The sequence below is a fragment of the Microbacterium paraoxydans genome, from assembly GCF_900105335.1.
Lineage (GTDB): Bacteria > Actinomycetota > Actinomycetes > Actinomycetales > Microbacteriaceae > Microbacterium > Microbacterium paraoxydans.
Map to the genome: position 1 here is coordinate 318,464 of NZ_LT629770.1, position 16,586 is coordinate 335,049.

Below are 16,586 nucleotides of genomic sequence, written 5' to 3' on the forward strand. Positions count from 1 at the left end.
GACCGGAGCGCATCACAGATGTCGGTAGACGTCCTGCAGGGTGAGGCCCTTCGCGAGCATCATCACCTGCAGGTGGTAGAGGAGCTGGGAGATCTCCTCGGCGGCAGCGGCATCCGACTCGTACTCCGCCGCCATCCAGACCTCGGCGGCCTCTTCGACGATCTTCTTGCCGATCGCATGCACACCGCCGTCGAGCTCCGCCACGGTGCCCGATCCCTCGGGTCGGGTCTCGGCCTTGACGCTGAGCTCGGCGAACAGCTCGTCGAAAGTCTTCACCCCTCCAGGCTACCGGCTCGCGCGAGGTCCCTGAGCCGGGTGACGGCCGCCTCCACGTCGTCCGCACCGTAGACCGCGGATCCGGCGACGAAGGTGTCGGCTCCCGCTTCGGCCGCCTGGGTGATCGTCGCGTCGGAGATGCCGCCGTCGACCTGGAGCCAGACGGACGAGCCGCGGCGCCGCGCCTCGGCGGACAGCGCCTGCAGCTTCGGCATGGTCTCGGGCAGGAAGCCCTGCCCCCCGAACCCGGGCTCCACGGTCATCACGAGGATCTGATCGAACTCGTCCAGGAGCTCGAAGAGTCCCTCGACGGGCGTCGCCGGCTTGACCGCGACCCCCGCACGGGCGCCGATGTCGCGCAGGCGACGCGCGAGGGCCACCGGCTCCCCCGCCGCCTCCAGGTGGAAGGTCACGCTCGCGGCGCCGAGCTCGGCGTAGCCCGGGGCCCAGCGATCCGGATCCGTGATCATGAGGTGCACATCCAGCGGGACCGGGCTCGTCTCCTGGATGCGCTGGACCATCTGCGGGCCGAACGTGAGGTTCGGGACGAAGTGGTTGTCCATGACGTCGACGTGCGCGAAGTCGGCCGTCGCGATGCGGGCGAGCTCCGCCTGCATGTTGACGAAGTCGGCGGCGAGGATGCTGGGGTTGATGCGCGGGGCGCGGGGCAGATCCATGGTCTCAACCTTCCTTCGGGGCGTCTGTCGCCTCCAGCGGGCGCTGCAGGAGTGCGAGGAACATCGCGTCGGTGCCGTGCCGATGCGGCCAGAGCTGAGCGCTGCCCGTCTGCGCCCGCCCGTCATCGGCGAGATCGATCGGCGACTGCGCCACGCCGTGCAGCACCGCGCGGGCATCGAGCTCGACGAGCTCCGGCCGGAGGCGCCGCACCTCCTCGACCACAGCCGTGGTCTCCGCGAGATGGGGCGAACAGGTGACGTATGCGACGACGCCTCCGGGTGCGAGAGCGTCCACAGCCGCCGTGAGCAGGCCCACCTGCAGCGGCACGAGCTCGGCGACGTCCGCCGGGGACTTCCGCCATCGGGCCTCCGGACGCCGCCGGAGGGCGCCGAGGCCGGTGCAGGGCGCGTCCACGAGGATCCGGTCGAACGCCTCGGGCCGCTCAGCCGCCAGCTCCCGGCCGTCGCGCTCGTGCACGGTGACCTCGCCCGGGACGGCACGCAGGGCGTTGCGCACGAGCCGGGCGCGGGTCGGCACCACCTCGTTGGCTTCCAGGACCGCGTCGTTCTGCCGAGCGACGGCAGCGAGCAGGGCCGTCTTCCCGCCGGGACCCGCGCACAGGTCGAGCCACCGCTCCCCCGTGCGCAACGGCGTCGCCGCGGTCAGTGCGAGCGCGACGAGCTGAGATCCCTCGTCCTGCACCCGGACCGCACCGTCGGAGGCGGCCAGCGCGAGACGCGGATCGCCTCCCGGAGACGCGAACGCCGTGGCGGCGTAGGGCCGGCGGGGCTCCTGCGGCTCCGCGAGCCCGGGGAGGGCGACCAGGGTGACCTCGGGCGAGACGTTGTCGGCCTCCAGCAGGGCCTCCAGCTCCTCGACGCGCCCCTCGGCGGCGAGGGCGCGCCGCAGCGCCCGGATGATCCACACGGGATGCGCGGCTCGGAGGGCCAGGCGTTCGTCGTCCGATCGCGCCGCCGCCTCGATTCGCACCAGCCACTCGCCCGGCGACTCACGGGCGATCCCCCGGAGCACCGCGTTGGCGAAGCTCGATGCGCCACGCCCCGCTGTGAGGGCCACGAGGTTCACGGACTCGTTCACGGCCGCGTGCGAGGCCACCCGCGTCGCGACAAGCTGGTGCACCGCGAGCCGGAGGGCGTCGAGCACCGCGGGGTCGATCGCGTCGGCGGGGCGGTCGGCGGCGGCGGCGATGATCGCGTCGTAGGTGCCCCGGCGACGGAGCGTGCCATAGGTCAGCTCAGTTGCGAGAGCCGCGTCCTGCGGGTCCAGCCCTGCCTCGGCGATCGCCGTCGGGAGGAGCAGGTTGGCGTAGGCATCGGAATCCGACACCGCCCGGATCACGTCGTAGGCCACGCGGCGCGCCGGCTGGACCGACCGGTTCGGGCCGCGGCCGTTCCGCTCCCGGCCTGCGTGCTGCCGACCCGAGCCGGGGCGCCGTCCGTCGTTCGCGTTCACGAGCCGGCCACCGGGGTCGTGCCCTGCAGTCCCCGCCACCAGTCGGCGGCGTTCATGGGGCCCTTGCCCGCGGGCTGCAGCCGGGTGACGGCCAGCGGCAAGGTGGCCGTCCCGATCAGGACCTCTGCTCGCGTGCCCGCCATGGCACCCGGTCGCAGGTCCTCCGCCTCGGCACCGGCGGGTCGCGCCTCGAGGATCTTCAGCCGCTGACCGTCGATCGTCGTGTGCGCTCCCGGCTCCGGCGTGACTCCGCGGAACCGGGCGTACACGGCGTCGAACGGCTCGCGGAAGTCGAGGAGACCGTCCTCGAGCGTCAGCTTGCCGGCGAACGTCGGCTCGCCCTCCTGCGGGACGGCGCGGGCACTGCCGTCCGCGATCGCGGCGACCACATCGGCGGTGAGAGCGGCACCGTCGAGAGCCAGAGCTTCCAGCGCCTCCCCCGCCGTGGCGGTCGCCGGGAGCTCGACGGCGCGCATCGCGAACACGTCGCCGGCGTCGAGCTCGGCGACGAGCTGGAAGACGCTCGCGCCGAGGACGGCATCTCCCGCGATCAGAGCCCGCTGCACCGGCGCGGCGCCGCGCCAGGCCGGCAGGAGCGAGAAGTGCAGGTTGATCCACCCGGCATCCGGCGCCGACAGGAGCGGCTCGCGCACGAGTCCGCCGTACGCGACGATCACGCCGAGCTCCGGGCGGAGGGCCGAGATCTCGGTGGTCACCGCCTCGTCCAACCGGGCAGCGTGGATGACCGGCAGGCCGAGTTCAACCGCAGCCTGAGCGACCGGCGACGGGGTCAGCACACGCTTGCGCCCGAGGGGGGCGTCGGGGCGCGTCACCACGGCGACGATGTCGTGCTCGGCGGCGAGGCGTCGCAGAGTGGGGACCGCGGCGGCGGGAGTGCCGGCGAAGACGAGGCGCATGAAGGTTCTCCGGAAGGGTCAGAGTTCTGGATCGAGGATATCGAGGCGGACCGCGAGCGTGCTGCGGGCGGCCTTGGTCCGGCCTCGGCGTCCGCTCACCGCCTCCGCCACGACGGCAGCACGGAGGGTGGTCGCGACGCGGCTCCCCGCGCCGTAGTCGAAGCGCACGAGCGCCCGGACCCGGGGCGGGACGTCATCCGATTCGACGGGGACGGGACCGAGCACCGCGTCGGAGGGCAGGGAGAGTTCGGACAGGGCTTCCAGAGCGCGCGCCACGGCGGCGGACGAGCCTTCCACGAGCGCGACGCGGGCGGTCGGCGGCATGTGCAGCGGCGCGCGCTGCTCCAGCTCGGTGCGCGCGTAGGCGGGGTGGTTCCACGTGGCGAGGGCTCTGGCGACGGCGCCGTCGACCCCGACGAGGTGGACGGGGGCGCCCGGCGCGGCGAGGGCGGCGGCGTTCGACCACCACCGCAGACACGCTTCGCCGATGCGCAGATCCGGCGCCTGCAGCATCCGCGGGCCGTCCAGTAGGACGACGGCCCGGTAGCCGCCCTCCGCGAGGGGCTCGGCGCCGCGCGTCGCGACCACGAGGGCCGGGCGCGCGTCGACGCGCTCCACCGGATGGCTGCCGTCGGCGACGATGACGCGGACGCCGGGGAAGGCTCGTCCGAGCTCGTCGGCGGTCCGCTCGCTGCCGGATGAGGCGAGCCGGAGACGGGTCGAGGAGCACGCCGGGCAGGTCCACGCCCTGGCACCACGCCCGCACCACCCGCACACCGGGACCGCGCCACGATGGCGGGCGCCGAGAGGACCGCCGCAATGAGGGCATCGGGCGGGAGCCCGGCAGTCGGCGCAGACGAGGGACGGCGCGAAGCCGGGCCGCGAGACCTGGATGAGCACCGGCCCTTCCGCGGCCGCACTCCGGGCGGCGAGGAAGGCCGACGACGGCATGCGCTGGGGCGTCGGCTGCTCCATCTCCTGCGGTGTGCTCAGCACCACACGCGGGAGCACGCGACGGGTCGCGCGGACATCCCGCAGCCAGCCGTGCACGACGAGCCGCTCGATCTCGGTCGTCCGCGTGTGACCGGCGAAGAGCAGGGCCGAGCCCTCCGCCTCCTGCCGCAGCAGCGCCGCATCCCGGGCGTGGACGTAGGGTGCGAGCGGCTCGCCCAGAAGACTGTCGCCGTCGTCCCACAGCGCCACGAGGCTGGCGACGACAGGGGCGTACACGGCGGACCTGTTGCCGACGACGATGCAGGGCGCGTCCTCGAGCGTGCGCAGGAAGGAGCGGTAGCGATCCGGGTTCGACTGTCGGGAGTCGTACCGCGCGATCGCCTCCGCCGGGACGAACGTGTCGAGGGCGGCGAGCAGCCGATCGAGGTCACGGTGGTCGGGCACGACGAGGATGGTCGACTTCCCCGCCGCGAGCGTCGTCGCGGCGGAGGCAGCGAGCATCCGCGCCCAGCCCGGTGTGTCGTCGCTGAGCTGCGGGATGGCCTCGACGGCCGCGCGTCCGTTCTCGTCGAGCACCGCCTGCAGTCCGTCGTACAGTCCGACCACGGACGCGGCCGCGTCGCGGGCCTCGGGTTCGAGGAGCGGCGTCGGAGCGTCGGCGGTCCAGGCCTTCTCGACCCGCACCTGCCGCTTCGGGATCACCAGCCGCAGCACGTCGGATGCCGACCCTGCCGCGCGATCGGCGACGCGCCGCGCCAGTCGGTACAGACGATCCGGCAGCACGGGGACGGCCGACACGATGCTCTCGACCTCGGAGAGCGGACGATCGGCGTCGTCCTCCACGTCCAGCTCCACCACGAACCCGTCGACCACGCGCCCGGCGGTCCGCAGGGGCACGCGCACCCGGACCCCGGGCTCGACCTCGCCGAGTTCGGGCGGAAGGGCGTAGTCGAACAGGCGGTCGAGCTGCGGCAGCGGCGATTCCAGAAGCACCCGCGCGATGCGCCTGCTCTCCGGAGAGATCAGCACCGCGGACCCGTCAGAGCCCGGCAGCGCGCCGCAGCTCCTCGGCCCGGTCCGTCCGCTCCCAGGTGAAGTCCGGCAGCTCCCGGCCGAAATGCCCGTACGCGGCCGTCTGCGCATAGATCGGCCGCAGCAGGTCGAGCTGCTCGATGATGGCCTGCGGTCGGAGGTCGAACACCTCGTCGATGGCGCGGGTGATGACCTCGTCGGACACCCGTCCGGTGCCGAAGGTCTCCACGTACAGGCCGACGGGTCGGGCGACGCCGATCGCGTAGGCGACCTGCACCTCGAGGCGGTCGGCGAGTCCCGCGGCGACCGCGTTCTTGGCGACCCAACGCGTCGCGTAGGCGCCGGAGCGGTCGACCTTCGACGGGTCCTTGCCGCTGAAGGCACCACCGCCGTGCCGTGCGGCGCCGCCGTAGGTGTCGATGATGATCTTGCGACCGGTGAGCCCGGCGTCTCCCTTGGGGCCGCCCGTGACGAAGGGGCCCGCGGGGTTGATGTAGTAGGTGACGTCGTCGAGGTCGAGGCCGGTCGTGGCGAGGACCGGATCGATGACGTGCTCGCGGATCTGCGCTTTCAGGTCGTCCTGGGCGATGTCCGGGTTGTGCTGCGTGGAGAGCACGACGGCGTCGACGGTCTTCGGGGTGAAGCGGTCGTAGCCGAGGGTGACCTGCGTCTTCCCGTCCGGCCGCAGGAAGGGCAGCAGCCCGCTGCGGCGCACCTCCGTCAGCCTCTCGGCGATGCGGTGCGCGGTCCACGCGGCCATCGGCATGAGCTGCGGTGTCTCGGTCGTGGCGAACCCGAACATGATGCCCTGGTCCCCGGCGCCGAGGCCGTCGAGCGGATCGACCGACGAGCCGTCGCGGTGCTCCTGGGCGTTGTCGACCCCGTGGGCGATGTCCGTGGACTGCTCCCCCACCGAGACGCTGACGCCGCACGAGTCGCCGTCGAAGCCGGTGTCGGACGACGTGTAGCCGATGCCGTTCACGACCTGGCGGACGATCGTCGGGATGTCGACGTAGGCGTCGGTGCGGATCTCGCCGGCCACATGCACGAGCCCGGTCGTGACGAGCGTCTCGACCGCGACCCGGGAGGCCGGGTCCTTGGCGAGCAGTCCGTCGAGGATGCTGTCCGAGATCTGGTCGCAGATCTTGTCCGGATGCCCTTCGGTGACGGACTCGGACGTGAACAGACGCAGCGCGCTCATCGATGCTCCAGAACGGGGACGGACGGTGGGAGGGTGTGGCACCCATTCTGGACCGCGCCACCGACGTTGCGGCGGCGCGGTCGTCGAGTTACTCCGCGTGACGCAGGCGGAGCTTGTCCTCGTTGATCTCGTGCAGGGCGATGGTGAGCGGCTTGTCCTCGACCGACGAGTCGACGAGCGGGCCCACGTTGTCGAAGAGGTTCCCCTCGTGCAGGTCGGAGTAGTAGTCGTTGATCTGACGGGCGCGCTTGGCCGCGTAGATCACGAGCTCGTACTTGGAGTCGACGCGCTCCAGCAGGTTGTCGATGGGGGGATCGATGATGCCGTTGTTGCGTCCGGCCATGGGTGGACCTCCTGATCAGGCGACGGGATTCGCCGCGAAGACGGTGCTGCGGGCGCGCGACCCTTCGACGAGCTCAGGGACCGGCGTGGTGCTCGACCCTGGAATCAGGTCAGCGCGCAGAGCTTGTAGACAAGTCTACGACCTCGCGAGCGGCGGTGGCGACGTCCTCGTTCACGATGAGGTGGTCGAACTCGTTCTGCGCCGCCAGCTCGACCTTCGCGGTCCGCAGCCGGCGTGCTCGCTCCTCGGCGTCCTCGGTGCCACGGCCGACCAGTCGGTGCACCAGCTCGTCCCAGCTCGGCGGCAGGAGGAAGATGAGGGTCGCCGAGGGCTCGGCCTCGCGCACCTGGCGCGCGCCCTGCAGGTCGATCTCCAGGAGCACGGTCTTCCCCTCGGCCAGGGCGGCGTCGATGGGAGCGCGCGGGGTGCCGTAGCGCGAGCGGTTGTGCACGACCGCGTATTCCAGCAGCTCGCCGTCGGCGATCAGGCGGTCGAACTCGGCGTCGTCCACGAAGTAGTAGTGCACGCCGTCGATCTCGCCCGGGCGTGGCGGTCGGGTGGTCGCCGAGACGGACAGATGGATTTCGGGGTTGTTCTCGCGGATGTGCGCGGCGACGGTCCCCTTGCCCACCGCCGTGGGGCCGGCGAGGACGAGCAGTCGGCTGCGCGCCCCGCGGGGGGCGGGTACGGGGAACCGGTCGTCCAGCCACTCCTCCAGCACCCGGCGCTGCCGGGCGCCCAGCCCGCCGAGCCGCTTGACCGGCGAGATGTGGAGCTGCTCCAGCACGCGGTCGCGCTTCCCCGCGCCGATCGCCGGGAGGGCCAGGAGGAAGTCGGTGATGCGCATGGAGCCCTCGACCGAGTCCGGGTCGTCGGTCGCGCGATGCAGCACGGCCTGCGGAGTGACGACGCGCATCGTCAGATCCCGCTTGAGCGAGGCCCTGGCGCGCCGTCTCTCGACCGCACGGCGGGCGGCGGCGGCCCTGTCGACCTCGGGGACGGTGCGGCGTTCCTCAGCCACGGCTGACCTCTCGATACTGGGCGGCACGGTCGGCGATCGTCTCGGCGAGGGCCGCCGGGCCCGCGGAGAGGAGGCTGCGGCTCTCGCTCGCGATCACCGAGGCGGCCTGGGGGCCGAAGCGGCGGGCGAGATCCGCGGGAGTGGCGCCCTGCGCGCCGAAGCCGGGGGCGAGGATCGGGGCGACGGGAGCGAACGGCGCGAGGCCGGCCTCCGCCGCGTCCACGGTGGCGCCGATGACGAAGCCGAAGCTCCCCCACTCCCCCTCGGGCGTCGCGGCGGCGTTCCGGCGTGACACCTCGGCGACCACGGCCGCGGACACGGTCTCGCCGTCCGCGGTCGTCGCGCGCTGCAGCACGGTCGCCTCGGGGTTGCTGGTCGCCGCGAGGACGAAGAGCCCCTTGCCGTGCTCCTCGGCCAGGGCGAACGCGCCCTCCAGCGCACCGACACCGAGGTACGGGTTCACCGTCAGGGCGTCCGCCTCCAGCGGCGCACCGGCGGGCAGCCAGGCCTGCGCGTAATCGGCCATCGTCGATCCGATGTCCCCGCGCTTGGCATCGGCGATCACGAGCAGTCCGGCCGCCCGCGCGGCGGCGAGCACGTCCTCCAGCGCGGCGAACCCGGCGGCGCCGTACCGCTCGAAGAACGACACCTGCGGCTTCACGACACCGACGCGACCGGCGGCCGCCTCGACGGTACGGAGCCCGAACTCCCGGACTCCGGCGGCGTCGGCGGTCAGCCCCCACGCCGCCAGCAGAGCGGCGTGGGGGTCGATGCCGACACAGAGCGGACCGTGCGCCTCCAGAGCGGCGCGGGCTCGCCCGCCGAAGCGTTCCGTCATACCGCGGCCATCCGGTCCTGGGCATACTCCTGCAGGCTCTTGACCTGGAAGCCCTCGTGCGCGGCGTCCATCCCGCTCACCGCCGCGCCGAGCACGGCGATGGTCGTGAAGAGCGCCTTGTCCGCGGCGACGGCGGCGGCGCGGATCTCGTAGCCGTCCGCGCGAGCGGCGCCACCGGACGGGGTGTTCACGACGATGTCGATCTCCCCGTCGTTGATGAGGTCGACGATGTTCCGGGCGCCGCTCTCCTGGGTCTCGCTGTACTTCTCGACCACCGTGACGGCGATGCCGTTGCGGGACAGGATCTCCGCCGTGCCCTCGGTCGCCACGATCGTGAAGCCGAGCTGCTGGAGGCGGTGCGCCGGGAGGATCACCGCGCGCTTGTCGGAGTCGGCGACCGAGATGAACACGGTGCCCGAGGTCGGCATGCCGCCGTAGGCCGCGGCCTGCGACTTCGCGAACGCGGTCGGGAAGTCGCGGTCGATGCCCATGACCTCGCCGGTCGAACGCATCTCCGGGCCGAGGACCGAGTCGACCGTCTTGCCGTCGGCGGTGCGGAACCGCTTGAAGGGCAGCACGGCCTCCTTGACCGAGACCGGGGCGTCCAGGGGGACGCGCGAGCCGTCCTGCGCGGGCAGCATCCCCTCGGCGCGGAGCTCGGCGATCGTGGAGCCGGCCATGATGCGGCTGGCGGCCTTCGCCATCGGGATGCCCAGCGCCTTGGAGACGAAGGGCACCGTGCGGCTCGCCCGGGGGTTGGCCTCGATGACGTAGAGCACGCCGGCGCTGATCGCGAACTGCACGTTCAGCAGACCGCGCACGCCCACGCCCTGTGCGATGGCGAGGGTGGCCTCGCGGACGCGGTCCACGTCGCTGCGGCCGAGCGAGACCGGCGGCAGCGTGCAGCTCGAGTCGCCGGAGTGGATGCCGGCCTCCTCCAGATGCTCCATGACGCCGCCGATGAAGAGGTCGGTGCCGTCGTACAGGGCGTCCACATCGAGCTCGATCGCGTCGTCGAGGAAGCGGTCGACCAGGAGCGGCTTGCCCTCCTCGATCACGACCTCGCCGGCGGTCCGCACGAAGTAGTCACGCAGCGCGTCGGTGCCGTAGACGATCTCCATGCCGCGACCGCCGAGCACGAAGCTCGGGCGCACGAGCACGGGGTAGCCGATCTCCTCGGCGATGCGCACCGCGCCCTCCACGTCGATCGCCGTGCCGTTACGCGGCGCGAGGAGCCCGGCCTCGTCGAGCAGGCGCGAGAACAGCTCGCGCTCCTCGGCCAGGTCGATGGCCTCCGGGCTTGTGCCCAGGACCGTGTAGCCGGCCGCCTCGATGCCCTTCGCGAGCCCGAGCGGGGTCTGCCCGCCGAGCTGGCAGACGACGCCGAGGATGGTGCCGCTCGCGGCCTCCGCGTCCAGCACCTCGAGCACGTCCTCGAGCGTCAGCGGCTCGAAGTACAGCCGGTCGGACGTGTCGTAGTCGGTCGACACGGTCTCCGGGTTGCAGTTGATCATCACGGTCTCGAAGCCCGCGTCGGACAGCGCGAACGAGGCGTGCACGCAGGAGTAGTCGAACTCGACGCCCTGACCGATGCGGTTCGGGCCGGAACCGATGATGACGACCTTGGTGCGCTCGGACGGCGCGACCTCGGTCTCGGCGTCATAGCTCGAGTAGTGGTACGGCGTCAGCGCGGGGAACTCCCCTGCGCAGGTGTCGACCGTCTTGTACACGGGGCGGATGCCGAGGCCGTGGCGCACGCCGCGGATCTCGGCCTCGCTCTCGCCGCGGAGCTGCGCGAGCTGCGCGTCGGAGAAGCCGTGCTCCTTGGCGTAGCGCAGCGTCGCGTCATCCAGCTCGCCAGCGGTGCGGACGACATCGGCGACCTCGTTGATGAGGACGATCTGGTCGAGGAACCAGGGGTCGATGGCCGTGGCCTCGAACGCCTGCTCGACGGTCGCGCCCTTGCGCAGCGCCTGCTGCAGGGTGACGATCCGGCCGTCGGTCGGGGTCTTCGCGATCTCGAGCAGTTCTTCGACGGTGCGCGGCTCCTCGCCCCAGTGGAAGCTGGAGCCCCGCTTCTCGAGCGACCGCAGCGCCTTCTGCAGTGCGGTGGCGTAGTTGCGGCCGATGGCCATCGCCTCGCCGACGGACTTCATGGTCGTGGTGAGGGTCGCGTCGGCGGCCGGGAACTTCTCGAACGCGAAGCGCGGGACCTTGACGACGACGTAGTCGAGCGTCGGCTCGAAGCTCGCCGGGGTCACGCCGGTGATGTCGTTCGGGATCTCGTCGAGGCGGTAGCCGAGGGCGAGCTTGGCCGCGAGCTTGGCGATCGGGAAGCCGGTGGCCTTCGAGGCCAGGGCGCTCGACCGGGAGACGCGCGGGTTCATCTCGATGACGATGATGCGCCCGTTCTCGGGGTTGACCGCGAACTGGATGTTGCAGCCACCGGTGTCCACGCCCACGGCGCGGATGATGTCGATGCCGATGTCGCGGAGCTTCTGGTACTCCCGGTCCGTCAGGGTCAGCGCCGGCGCCACCGTGATCGAGTCGCCGGTGTGCACGCCGACCGGGTCGACGTTCTCGATGGAGCAGACGACCACCGTGTTGTCGGCGGTGTCGCGCATGAGCTCGAGCTCGTACTCCTTCCAGCCGAGGATCGACTCCTCCAGGAGCACCTCGGTCGTCGGGGAGTCGCGCAGGCCGGCGCCGCCGATACGGCGCAGGTCCTCCTCGTCGTAGGCGAACCCGGAGCCCAGGCCGCCCATCGTGAAGGACGGGCGCACCACCAGCGGGTAGCCGAGCTGCTCGGCCCCGGCGAGGAGGTCGTCCATGGTGTGGGCGATGACGCTCTTGGCGACGTCCGCGCCCGCCTCGAGGACGAGCTCCTTGAAGACCTGACGGTCCTCGCCCTTCTTGATGGCGTCCACCTTCGCGCCGATGAGTTCGACGTCGTACTTCTCGAGGATCCCCTGCTCGTGCAGCGCCATCGCGGCGTTGAGGGCCGTCTGACCGCCGAGCGTCGGCAGGATCGCGTCGGGCTTCTCCTTGGCGATGATCGTCTCGATCACCGCGGGGGTGATCGGCTCGATGTAGGTCGCGTCGGCGAAGTCGGGGTCGGTCATGATCGTCGCAGGGTTGGAGTTGACGAGGATGACCCGGACGCCCTCCTCACGGAGGACGCGGCACGCCTGGGTGCCGGAGTAGTCGAACTCGCAGGCCTGGCCGATGACGATCGGGCCGGAGCCGATGACGAGGACGGAGCGGATGTCGTCGCGCTTGGGCATTACTTTGCATCTCCCTGGGTGGGTCCCTGAGCGGGTCGAAGGGTCGCGATGACCATGTCGCGGAAGCGGTCGAAGAGGTAGTTGGCGTCGTGCGGTCCGGCCGCCGCCTCGGGGTGGTACTGCACCGAGAAGGCGGGGATGTCGAGGGCGCGCAGGCCCTCCACGACGTTGTCGTTGAGGCCGACGTGGCTGACCTCGACCTTGCCGTAGCCGTGCGGGCTGTCGAAGGAGCCCTCCAGGGGCGCCTCGACGGCGAAGCCGTGGTTGTGCGCGGTGATCTCGACCTTGCCCGTCTGCTTGTCCAGCACGGGCTGGTTGATGCCGCGGTGGCCGAACGGCAGCTTGTACGTGCCGAGACCCAGGGCCCGGCCGAGGAGCTGGTTGCCGAAGCAGATCCCGAAGAAGGGCAGCCCGTCGTCGAGGACCGCGCGCAGCAGTTCGACGTGGTCGCCCGACGCCGCGGGGTCGCCGGGACCGTTCGAGTAGAAGACGGCGACCGGCTCGATCGCCCGGATCTCGTCGATGCCCACGTCCTGCGGGAGGACGTGCACGTCGAAGCCGCGGGCCGCGAGGTTGTCGATCGTCGCCTGCTTCACGCCGAGGTCGAGCACGGCGAGGTTGCCGATGCGCCCCCCCACCGCCGGGGTGACGGTCGCGCTCTGGACGGACACCTGCGCGGAGAGGTTGAGGCCGGTCATCTCCGGGGCCTCGCGGACGATGCGCAGCTGCTCCTCCGGGTCGAGCTCCGCCTCCGCACCCGAGAAGATGCCGCCCCGCATGGAGCCGGCCGAGCGGATGTGGCGGGTGACCGCGCGCGTGTCGATGCCGCTGATGCCGACGATGCCGTCCTCGACGAGGACGTCGTCGAGAGAGGCGTTCGCCCGCCAGTTCGAGACGACGCGCGAGGGGTCGCGCACGATGTAGCCGGCGACCCAGATGCGGCGGGACTCGGTGTCCTCGTCATTCATGCCGGTGTTGCCGATGTGCGGGGCGGTCTGCAGGACGATCTGCCCGGCGTAGGACGGGTCGGTGATGGTCTCCTGGTATCCCGACATGCCGGTGGCGAACACGACCTCGCCGAGGGTGCGCCCGCGCGCGCCGTACGCGCGTCCGCGGTGTCGGGTGCCGTCCTCCAGGACGAGGACGGCGGGGTCGGGAAGGCGGGCCGCAGAGGCCTGCGGGGAGGAAGTCGAGAGGGTCATGACGAGGCTCCTGTGTCAGGGGCGGCGGGGATGAGCCGCTGCAGGTCGGAGATGAGGGTCGGGAGGTCGCCGCCGGTGAGGCGCACATAGCTGTCGACGACGGTCGTGTCGTCGACGCGCCACGAGATGCGCGCGAGCCCGCCGGGCTCGACGACGCGATCGATCGTGACGGTCGCGCGATCGACGGAGACGAGGCGGTCGGCGGCGAGGAAGACGGTGGGGGCACCGTCCAGGGCCAGCGCGATGCCGCGATCGGTCACAGCCAGCTCGCCGCGTGCGCGGAACGCCAGCGGGGTGATCGCGAGCCGTTCGAGGGGCTGCTCGTGCCGGGTGGTGGACACGTAGAGCACCTCGTCACGGCGCGTCACCTCCGCGTGCTCCGGCACCCCGAGCGGGGCCGTGTACGCGGCATCGCGCCGCACTCGTCGTCGCCAGGCGAACAGCATGGAGAGCAGGATCAGCAGCGCGACGGCGATGATGATCGCGACCGCGAGGTCCCGTGCGCTCATGCGCCGAGCTCCTCGACGACGGCGCCGCCGTCGACCGTGAGGACGCCGCCGTGCACCGTGTACTCCACGCGCCCGGGCAGTGCGCGGCCCAGGTAGGGCGAGTTCACGCTGCGCCCGTGCAGGTCCGCGGCGGTGAACACGCCGTCGACCGCGGGGTCGTACAGCGTGATGTGCGCGGGCTGCCCGGCAGTGAGCGGCGTGCCGTGGCCGGAGAGCCGTCCGATGCGGGCGGGCGTCGCGCTCATGACGCGGGCGACATCGGCCCAGCCGATCAGGCCGGTCTGCACCATCGACTGGTGCACGACCCGCAGGGCGCTCTCCAGACCGACCATGCCGTTCGCGGCGGCCTGCCACTCGCACGCCTTGTGCTCGCTGTGGTGCGGTGCGTGGTCGGTCGCGACGATGTCGATCGTGCCGTCGGCCAGGCCCTCCCGGACCGCGAGAACGTCCTCTTCGCGGCGCAGCGGCGGGTTGACCTTGAACCGCGCGTCGTAGCCGCGGACCAGTTCGTCCGTGAGCAGCAGGTGGTGCGGCGTGACCTCCGCCGTCACGTTGACACCGCGCTTCTTGGCCCAGCGGATGATGTCGACGGAGCCGGCCGTTGACAGGTGGCACACGTGCAACCGTGAGCCGACGTGCTCGGCGAGGAGCACATCGCGGGCGATGATCGACTCCTCGGCGACCGCCGGCCACCCGGCCAGTCCGAGCTCGGCCGAGACGGTGCCCTCGTTCATCTGGGCGCCCTCGGTGAGCCGCGGGTCCTGCGCATGCTGGGCGATGACGCCGTCGAAGGACTTCACGTACTCCAGAGCCCGGCGCATGATCAGCGGGTCCCACACGCAGAAGCCGTCGTCGCTGAAGACCCGAACCTGGGCACGGGAGGTGGCCATGGCGCCCAGCTCGGCGAGGCGCTCACCCTTCTGCCCCACGGTGACGGCGCCGATCGGCTGCACGGTCGCGTAGCCGGCCGCCTCGCCGAGGGCGAGCTCCTGCTCGACCACGCCCGCCGTGTCGGCGACCGGGGAGGTGTTCGGCATCGCGAACACGGCGGTGAACCCGCCCGCCGCGGCCGCTCTGGTGCCGGTGAGGATCGTCTCAGAGGCCTCGAACCCCGGCTCGCGCAGGTGGGTGTGCAGGTCGACGAGGCCCGGCAGCGCGACCAGGCCCGCGGCGTCGATCACCCGCGCGCCGGTGCGGGTGAGCCCCGTCCCGACCTCGGCGATGACGCCGTCCTCGATCATGATGTCGGCGCCGTCCGCGCCGAGCAGCTGTGCACCGGTGATGACGAGGGTCTCGCTCACAGGTCTCCCCCTCGTTCGTCGTCTCGTTCTCCTGCCAGCAGCAGGTACAGCACCGCCATGCGCACGGAGACCCCGTTCGACACCTGTTCCAGCACCGTCGAACGGGGGGAATCGGCAGCTTCGGAGGAGATCTCCAGTCCCCGGTTCATGGGTCCGGGGTGCAGGACAATGCTACCGCCCGGCAGAGCCGCCACGCGCCGTGCGTCCAGGCCCCACCGGCGCGAATACTCCCGCTCAGTCGGGAAATACGCCGCGTTCATCCGCTCGAGCTGGATGCGCAGCATCATCACGGCGTCCGGCCCCTCCGCGAGGGCTTCGTCCAGGTCGTAGACCACGCGGACCGGCCACAGGGACACGTTCTGTGGAACCAGGGTCGGCGGCGACACGAGCGTGACCTCGGCGCCGAGCGTGGTGAGCAGCCAGACGTTGGAGCGCGCCACCCGCGAATGCAGCACGTCACCGACGATCGTCACCCGGAGACCGGAGAGGTCGCGTCCGCGACTGTCCACGCCGAAGCGACGCTTGCGGATGGTGAAGGCGTCGAGGAGCGCCTGGGTGGGGTGCTCGTGGGTGCCGTCGCCCGCGTTGACGACGCCGGCGGAGATCCAGCCGCTCGTCGCCAGGGTCTGCGGCGCGCCGGAGCCGGGGTGCCGCACGACGACCGCGTCGGCACCGATGGCCTCGAGCGTCTGCGCGGTGTCCTTCAGGCTCTCGCCCTTGGAGACGCTGGAACCCTTGGCGGCGAAGTTGATGACGTCGGCGGACAGGCGCTTCGCGGCGGCCTCGAACGAGATGCGGGTGCGCGTCGAGTCCTCGAAGAAGAGGTTCACGACGGTCTTCCCGCGGAGCGTGGGAAGCTTCTTGACCTCGCGGGACTGCGTGTCGGCCATGTCCTCCGCGACATCGAGGATGCGCAGGGCGGTCGCTCTGTCGAGGGTGCGGGTGTCGAGGAGATGCCTCATTCGCCGATCGTCACCTCCTCGGCGCCGTCGTTCTCGAACAGACGCACGTTGACGCGCTCGGTGCGCGCGGAGGGGATGTTCTTGCCCACGAAGTCCGGGCGGATGGGAAGCTCCCGGTGTCCGCGGTCGATGAGGATCGCGAGCCGCACGACGGCGGGACGGCCGATCGACTGGAGGGCGTCGAGCGCGGCGCGGATGCTCCGGCCGGAGAACAGGACATCGTCGACGAGGACGACCGTCTTCCCGTCGATGCCGCCCGCGGGGATCTCCGTCGGCTGCGGCGATCGCGTCGGGTGCTTGGCGAGGTCGTCGCGGAAGAGCGTCACGTCGAGGGACCCGACGGGGACGGAGACCTGCGCGATCTCGCTGATCAGGGCGGCGAGCCGATGGCCCAGCGTCACGCCGCGGGTCGGAATGCCCAGCAGGACGAGGTCGTCGGCCCCGCGATTGGACTCGAGGATCTCGTGCGCGATCCGGGTCAGCGCTCGTGAGATGTCGGCTTGGTGCAACACAGTGCGCACACCCATCAGCCGCTCCCTTCTCCGCCTCACAGGACGGTGTTAAAGGTTGCTTGTGATCTCAGTCTATCGGAGGG

15 protein-coding genes are annotated in these 16,586 nt (G+C 71.7%); all 15 read right to left on the reverse strand.

Translation table 11 applies throughout. The features are described from left to right. Positions 1 to 12 precede the first annotated feature (12 nt). Complete coding sequence (locus BLU02_RS01760; protein WP_025103484.1) at positions 13 to 276, reverse strand: phosphoribosyl-ATP diphosphatase; 264 nt, start codon at positions 274 to 276, stop codon at positions 13 to 15. Continuing rightward, the gene (gene rpe / locus BLU02_RS01765) at positions 273 to 953 is read right to left on the reverse strand and encodes a ribulose-phosphate 3-epimerase (RefSeq protein WP_060923197.1); all 681 of its coding nucleotides are present in this window, start codon (positions 951 to 953) and stop codon (positions 273 to 275) included. The genes BLU02_RS01760 and rpe overlap by 4 nt, the downstream gene beginning before the upstream one ends. Before the next feature lie 4 nt (positions 954 to 957). Then, positions 958 to 2,427, reverse strand: a complete 1,470-nt coding sequence (locus BLU02_RS01770) for an RsmB/NOP family class I SAM-dependent RNA methyltransferase (protein WP_082750148.1) — start codon at positions 2,425 to 2,427, stop codon at positions 958 to 960. Beyond that, complete coding sequence (gene fmt, locus BLU02_RS01775) at positions 2,424 to 3,344, reverse strand: methionyl-tRNA formyltransferase (RefSeq protein WP_060923198.1); 921 nt, start codon at positions 3,342 to 3,344, stop codon at positions 2,424 to 2,426. The genes BLU02_RS01770 and fmt overlap by 4 nt, the downstream gene beginning before the upstream one ends. Positions 3,345 to 3,362: 18 nt before the next feature. After that, on the reverse strand, positions 3,363 to 5,321 hold the full coding sequence (locus BLU02_RS01780) for a primosomal protein N' family DNA-binding protein (RefSeq protein ID WP_083371069.1): 1,959 nt from the start codon (positions 5,319 to 5,321) through the stop codon (positions 3,363 to 3,365). 16 nt (positions 5,322 to 5,337) lie between these two features. After that, positions 5,338 to 6,531: a methionine adenosyltransferase gene (gene metK / locus BLU02_RS01785; RefSeq protein ID WP_060922168.1), complete on the reverse strand. Its 1,194-nt coding sequence runs from the start codon at positions 6,529 to 6,531 to the stop codon at positions 5,338 to 5,340. Positions 6,532 to 6,619: 88 nt separating this feature from the next. Further along, a complete protein-coding gene (gene rpoZ, locus BLU02_RS01790; protein WP_025103490.1) occupies positions 6,620 to 6,874 on the reverse strand; it encodes a DNA-directed RNA polymerase subunit omega in 255 nt (84 codons plus the stop codon). Positions 6,875 to 6,983: 109 nt separating this feature from the next. Next, positions 6,984 to 7,895, reverse strand: coding sequence for a guanylate kinase (gene gmk / locus BLU02_RS01795; protein ID WP_060922167.1), 912 nt, complete (start codon positions 7,893 to 7,895; stop codon positions 6,984 to 6,986). Next, a complete protein-coding gene (gene pyrF / locus BLU02_RS01800; protein WP_060922166.1) occupies positions 7,888 to 8,733 on the reverse strand; it encodes an orotidine-5'-phosphate decarboxylase in 846 nt (281 codons plus the stop codon). The genes gmk and pyrF overlap by 8 nt, the downstream gene beginning before the upstream one ends. Then, positions 8,730 to 12,017 carry a carbamoyl-phosphate synthase large subunit gene (carB, locus tag BLU02_RS01805; RefSeq protein WP_060922165.1) on the reverse strand — a complete coding sequence of 1,096 codons (3,288 nt, stop codon included), beginning with the start codon at positions 12,015 to 12,017 and terminating at the stop codon, positions 8,730 to 8,732. Before carB ends, pyrF begins: the two co-directional genes overlap by 4 nt. Further along, the gene (gene carA / locus BLU02_RS01810) at positions 12,017 to 13,219 is read right to left on the reverse strand and encodes a glutamine-hydrolyzing carbamoyl-phosphate synthase small subunit (protein WP_060922164.1); all 1,203 of its coding nucleotides are present in this window, start codon (positions 13,217 to 13,219) and stop codon (positions 12,017 to 12,019) included. Before carA ends, carB begins: the two co-directional genes overlap by 1 nt. Then, positions 13,216 to 13,728: a PH-like domain-containing protein gene (locus BLU02_RS01815; protein WP_060922163.1), complete on the reverse strand. Its 513-nt coding sequence runs from the start codon at positions 13,726 to 13,728 to the stop codon at positions 13,216 to 13,218. Before BLU02_RS01815 ends, carA begins: the two co-directional genes overlap by 4 nt. Next, positions 13,725 to 15,029, reverse strand: coding sequence for a dihydroorotase (locus BLU02_RS01820; RefSeq protein WP_060922162.1), 1,305 nt, complete (start codon positions 15,027 to 15,029; stop codon positions 13,725 to 13,727). Before BLU02_RS01820 ends, BLU02_RS01815 begins: the two co-directional genes overlap by 4 nt. After that, on the reverse strand, positions 15,026 to 15,991 hold the full coding sequence (locus tag BLU02_RS01825; protein ID WP_060922161.1) for an aspartate carbamoyltransferase catalytic subunit: 966 nt from the start codon (positions 15,989 to 15,991) through the stop codon (positions 15,026 to 15,028). Before BLU02_RS01825 ends, BLU02_RS01820 begins: the two co-directional genes overlap by 4 nt. Further along, positions 15,988 to 16,518 (reverse strand): bifunctional pyr operon transcriptional regulator/uracil phosphoribosyltransferase PyrR, encoded by a 531-nt coding sequence (gene pyrR / locus BLU02_RS01830; protein ID WP_025103498.1) that lies wholly within the window; start codon positions 16,516 to 16,518, stop codon positions 15,988 to 15,990. The genes BLU02_RS01825 and pyrR overlap by 4 nt, the downstream gene beginning before the upstream one ends. Between the last annotated feature and the right edge of the window lie 68 nt (positions 16,519 to 16,586).